The sequence below is a fragment of the Xenorhabdus sp. SGI246 genome (assembly GCF_040838225.1).
GTDB classification, from domain to species: domain Bacteria; phylum Pseudomonadota; class Gammaproteobacteria; order Enterobacterales; family Enterobacteriaceae; genus Xenorhabdus; species Xenorhabdus indica.
Genome location: NZ_JBFPEZ010000103.1, coordinates 1 through 4,238 on the forward strand (window position 1 = coordinate 1; position 4,238 = coordinate 4,238).

1 protein-coding gene is annotated in these 4,238 nt (G+C 50.3%); it reads left to right on the top strand.

Features of this window, described 5'->3' with window-relative positions:
* On the top strand, positions 1–4,238 hold a 4,238-nt coding region (locus ABLA85_RS17365), incomplete at both ends, for an amino acid adenylation domain-containing protein (protein WP_367965595.1).

A 4,238-nucleotide genomic window follows, 5' to 3' on the forward strand; every position in this document is an offset into this window, starting at 1 on the left:
GTGCCGGTCGAGGGTATTGAAGCCAGTGTTGGTCTGTATATCAATACGTTGCCATTGATGGTGCAGTGGGAAAACACACAGACAGTAGCCGACGTTTTACAGGCAATACAGAATGACATTGCCGCGCTCAACAGCCACAGTGCGGTGTCACTCGCCAGCCTGCAACCAGATGGAACACGTTTATTCCACAGCCTGCTGATTTTTGAAAACTATCCGGCACCTGTGGTGAGTGGAGCCAGAGATGGAATTGAGAAAACGCTGACATTCCGCAAAGCGATTGAAAAAACAGATTATCCGGTGTTACTGATGGCCTATGAACACGGTGATAACCTGATAGTGAAACTCAGTTACGGTAAAGACTGGCTGACGGATGAACAGGCACAGCGTTTGCTTCGTCAGATTAAGTGTATTTTATCCACGGTAGCGTGTGAACCTCACCAGCCCATCTCATCGGTGATGTTCCTCAGTGATTCAGAACGTCATACCTTGCTGTATAGCTGGAACCAGACAGATGTCCCGTATCCGCAAGATCGCACACTCCAACAGCAGTTTGAAGCACAGGTTGTCGCGACACCGGATAACATTGCGCTGGTATTCGAGGGAGAAACCCTGACTTACCGTCAGCTTAACGAACGGGCAAACCAGTTGGCCTTTGCGATTCGCCAACATTATCAGCAGCAATACCATATGCCGATGCCAGTTGATACCCCCGTAGCCTTATATCTGGATCGCAGTCTGGAAATGGTGATCAGTATGCTGGCGGTACTGAAAGCGGGTGGCGCTTATGTGCCTGTCTCTCCGCAATATCCCGCCGAGCGGGTTCAGTTTATTTTAGAAGACACCCGCTTACCCTGCATAGTGACTCAGCAACAGTATCTGGTCACATTGTCAGAATACACGCACTTGTTGGAGGAACAGCCCGCTCTGATAGCGGCAGATGATCGGGCCGTGACTGGGGGGCAGCCAGCAGAAAATCCGGCCTTAATCAACCAGCCGACCGATCTGGCTTATATTATCTACACGTCAGGCACCACTGGTCAGCCAAAAGGGGTGATGGTGGAACATAGCAGTGTCCTGAATCTGACACAGTTTATTGCCAGAACACATTTGCTGGCACCACAGGTGAAGGCGCTGTTTTTCTCCAATTATGTGTTTGATGCTTCTGTCTTTGAAGTGTTCCCGGTGCTGATGTCTGGTGCCACTTTGTATATTGCTCCCGCCGCGGTAACCGGAGACAGTGAACAACTGTTGGCTTTTATCAATCAGCATAAGATCACCAAAGCCTTTATTCCTACCGCCTTGATGAATCATTTTTCTGCCGAGTTATTCCGCTCAACCTTGCAGGTGATCCATACCGGTGGAGAAACTCTCAATGCCCTGTCTATCCCGCCGCATATCACATTGTTTAACCAGTATGGCCCGACGGAATTTACTGTGTGTGCCAGCCAGAATTTATTGCAGGGTGATGATTTGTCTATTGGCCGGGGAATTGATAACACCCGTTTGTATGTGCTGGATGAACAGGGCAATCTGTCCCCGATTGGTGCGCCGGGAGAACTGTATGTCGGAGGTGCCGGGGTGGCACGCGGGTATTTAAACCAGCCTGAACTGACGGCTGAGCGCTTTGTGGTCAACCCGTTTGCCACGGACGAAGACAAGGCACGGGGTTATATCCGGCTGTATAAAACCGGGGATCTGGTGCGCTGGCGGCTGGATGGCAAGCTGGACTATCTGGGACGCAATGATTATCAGGTCAAAATCCGGGGTTACCGCATTGAATTAGGGGAAATTGAAAGCGCATTGGTTGCACATCCCCAGGTAAAACAGGCGGTAGTGATTGATTGGGATCAGGAGGATCACAAAGTTCTGGCGGCCTATCTGGTGAGTGAGGGGAGTGTCTCTGATGACGTTCTGATTGAGCATCTCTCTGGTCGCCTGCCGGAGTATATGGTGCCGGCCAGTTTTACCCGTATTGAGTCAGTGCCGTTGACCCTGAATGGTAAGTTAGATCGCCGGGCATTACCGGAACCAAACTGGGGTAGCCGGGATGGTTACATCGCACCGCGCAATGCACTGGAAACTCAGCTTTGTACTATCTGGCAGGAGGTATTGGGACTGGCGCAGGTGGGCATTGAAGATAATTTCTTCCGTATCGGCGGTGATTCGATTGTCAGTATCAGGTTAGTTTCCCGATTGCGGAAAGCGGGTTTTACCGTGCAGGTCAAATCGATTTTTGAAGCACCAACGGTAGCACGTTTGGCACAGATACTGACACAAGAACAACAAGCAGTCATCGTGGTGGCCGAACAGGGTTGGTTAAACGGAGAATTTGGCTTATTGCCTGTCCAGCAGGATTTCTTCAACCGCCAGTTAGCACAGCCACACCACTGGAACCAGGCCTTTATGATCCGCCTGCCCGCTACGATCAAGCATAGCGACATCAAAAAAGCGTTGAATCAACTGGCTGAACGACACGATATGCTGCGTGCCCACTTTGTGGAAACGGCAGCGGGTTATCGCCAATGTTATCAGGCCGACATACCTTCATGGTTATCAACATTGCCTCACTGTGATGTCAGTCAATGGGATGAAACGGCATTACGCCAGCAACTGACCGAATGGCAGAGCCGCTTTGATTATTGTAACGGGCCTCTGTGGCAGGCGGCGCATCTGACCGGATATGCAGACGGGAGTGCCCGCTTATTCTTCGCGTTTCACCATCTGATCATTGATGCTGTGTCCTGGCGCATCATTGCAGAAGATATGCGTTTATTGCTTCAGAAAGACACGCAACAGATTGATACCTTGCCGGCAAAAACCAGCAGTTACCGGCAGTGGGTCAGCGCCGTGCATCGCTATGCCGAATGCCATCAGGATGAAATACCCTACTGGCAACAGGTCATGGCGGAGAGCGGCGCTTATCCTGTAGCCGTGGAGCTCAGCCAACACGAAGTGGCTATCTCTGAGGCACTGACCGAGACCTTGTTGCGTGAGGCCAATGCTGGTTATCACACCGAAATTAATGACTTACTGTTGAGTGCCCTTACGCTGGCTTTGCGGACGTGTTTCTCACGGCCAGTCAATTTTATTCTGCTGGAAGGTCACGGGCGGGAACATATTGATAACACATTGGATATCTCTGAAACTGTAGGCTGGTTTACAACCCTGTATCCTGTCCGGCTGGCAATGCAAGCCGATATCACCAAAACGATTATCCACACCAAAGAGATGCTCAGGACGGTGCCAAATAAAGGGCTAGGTTACGGTGCCCTGCATCAGGCCGGGTATTTAGCGGGTAATTTACCTGTGATCAGTTTCAATTACCTCGGTCAGTTAGGGGCAGAGGCGGGTGAACAGGACTGGTCACTCACCAACGATGATTGTGGTGTTATGGTCGGCAGTCGGAATGGTAGTGATCTGTTGCTGAATATTAATGGCATGGTTCAGAGCGGGCAACTGCAATTCAGTGTGATATCGGGTTTACCACAACGCCAGACACAAGCGTTTATTACTGCATTTGAACAGGCGCTGATAACGGTGATTAAAACCGCTCAGCAACAAGCACAAGCGGGGGGCATGAAGACCCTCAGTGATTACGGTATTAAAGGCGTTTCGATAGAACGTTTACTCCATTTTCAACAAAAATACCGGGTTGAGGCACTGTATCCTGCCACCAGTCTACAGCAGGGATTTATTTATCATTATCTGACTCAGCCACAGGATGACGCCTACCGGGTACAGTTATTGCTGGATTATCATACAAGTTTGGATGTTGCCATCTACCAGCAGGCCTGGTTACTGTCCTCATTGCGTTTTCCTATTCTGCGCACCGCCTTTGACTGGGAAGAGGAAGTCTTGCAGGTGGTGACCACCGGTGCGAGTATCGGTACGGACAATTTTACTGTTCAGGATCTCAGCCGATTACCCGCAGAAGAGCGGGATGCAGCGATTGATGCCATTCAGCAGCATGACCGGACACAGCCGTTTGATTTAAACCAGCCGGGGTTAATTCGTTTCACCATTATCAGGCAGCATGACCAACTGGTGACGGTAATAATTACCCAACATCACTGTATTGCCGATGGCTGGAGTAACCCAATTTTATTGCAGGCTGTGCATGACTATTACAACCAACTGATACGGGGGCAAACACCCCGGATAGAGGTGGATAAGGCCTATCTGGCGACTCAGCAATATCACCTTGATCATCAACAAGTCTCTGAGGCGTATTGGGTTGA